At 60.1% G+C, this 1,844-nt stretch carries 1 protein-coding gene and 1 pseudogene; both read left to right on the top strand.

Annotated elements, in window-relative coordinates:
• Positions 1-122 precede the first annotated feature (122 nt).
• On the top strand, positions 123-1,496 hold the full coding sequence (locus tag Q0650_RS02265; RefSeq protein WP_298815480.1) for a sugar transferase: 1,374 nt from the start codon (positions 123-125) through the stop codon (positions 1,494-1,496).
• Positions 1,483-1,844, top strand: a pseudogene (locus Q0650_RS02260) (hypothetical protein); the annotation flags it as partial. The gene Q0650_RS02265 and the pseudogene Q0650_RS02260, both read left to right, overlap by 14 nt.

Here is a 1,844-nt window from a genome sequence, read left to right as displayed (position 1 = left end):
TATTATCCGCGTGCTATACTAGCTTTCGGCATACTCCCACGTTACGGAGACCGCCCTCGCCGAGCTATTGGTGTGAAAGCGCGGCCACGTTGCCGGCAAGCGCTTTCACGGAAGGAGCCAACATGCTAGAACGTCTGCGCGCGCGACTGACCGGGAGTGTGCTGGCCTGGGATCTGGTCGCGACGCTTCTGTGTCTTGCGCTGGTCGTTGGCGATGATCCTGCATTGACGTTGCTCCGTTGGCCGTTGTATGCCAGTGTGGTGGTAATCTGGACACTGGTATTCATCATTTTGGCCCCACAACGAACGTTATTCACGCATACGCTGCTGGAAGCGTTTACTCGATTGCTGATTGCTGTCGCGCTGGCTGCAACTTCGTTTGCCGGCTTGCTCTACCTGCTCAATGGCGCGGCAATCAATCGGGGCGTGTTTGCCCGCTTTGTGCTACTCGATCTGACAACGCTTGCCCTGATCCATCTCGGGTTTCGCGCGACGATCCGCTGGCGCCGGGGGCGCGACGCCGCGAGGCAGGCGCTGGTGGTCGGCGATGCGGCGGCGGCGACTCGCCTCGCCGATGAGTTTGCGCGCCGACCCTGGACTGGGATGCAGATTATCGGCTATGTCTCGGATCAGGGTGACGAGCCGATGTCTTTGCCGCATCTGGGCAGGTTGGCTGATTTGCCCGCTCTGGTCAGGCGCTGGCAGGTGAATGAGGTGATCTTTGCGCTGCCGCCGTATCAACACGATCGGGTGGTCGAGTTGTCGCTGCAATTGGCCAGCATGCCGGTGATGTTGCATACGGTGCCAACGGCGCTCGATCTGGTGTTTGTCCGCGCGCCGGTCGAGACGCTCGGCGGGATTCCGCTGGTTTCGTTGCGCGAGTCGGCGCTCACTGCGTCGCAACGGGTGGTGAAGCGGGCATTTGACGTGGTGGTAAGTCTCATCCTGATTATTGTGTTGATGCCGCTGATGGCGCTGATTGCCTTGCTGATCAAGCTGGAGTCGCCGGGTCCGATCCTGTTTCGCCAGGAGCGGATCGGCGAGCATGGCCAGCGCTTTCAGATGTTGAAATTCCGCAGTATGTATATTGATGCCGACCAGCGCTGGCGCGAGGTGGCGCAGCGCGATGAGCGCGGGCGGTTGATCCATAAGGTGAAGGATGATCCGCGGGTTACCCGGATCGGTCGCAAATTGCGCCGCACGTCGCTGGATGAGTTGCCGCAGTTGTTTAATGTGTTGCGCGGTGAGATGAGTCTGGTGGGGCCGCGCCCGGAATTGCCCTACATTGCCGCTGAGTATGAACCCTGGCAGTGGCAGCGCTTTCGAGTGCCGCCCGGGATGACCGGCTGGTGGCAGGTGAATGGCCGGAGTGAAAAGCCCATGCATCTGCACACCGAAGATGATTTATACTACATTCAGAACTATTCGTTTTGGCTTGACCTGCGCATTTTGCTGAAAACGATTATTGTGGTCTGGCGAGGCCATGGGGCATATTGAGCAGGGTGCGACCGAGTCGACAGGCGCGCAGACTCATACCGGTCGGCGTCCGATGGTGGAATGGGTGACGTGGGCCCGCGCCGAATGGCAAACTGTGCGCTGGCTGGCGCTGCTGGTGTTGATCCATTCGCTGGTTTATGTCTTCCTGGTGCCGCCGTGGCAGCATTACGATGAGCCGGGCCATTTTCTGTACGCCGCCTATATCGCGCGCGGCGGGATTGATGCGCCTGATAACGTCATGGTGGCGCGTGAGGTGGCCGATTCAATGTACCGTCACGGCTTCTGGCCGCCTGATGTGCGCCCTGATCTGCTTAGCCCCCGTCCGCCGGGAATCCCAACCGATCAGCG

The sequence above is a fragment of the uncultured Chloroflexus sp. genome (genome assembly GCF_937129525.1).
In the GTDB taxonomy this organism is placed as follows: Bacteria; Chloroflexota; Chloroflexia; order Chloroflexales; family Chloroflexaceae; genus Chloroflexus.
The sequence above is the reverse complement of the archived record's forward strand: the minus strand, read 5'-3'. Positions and strand labels throughout refer to the sequence as shown.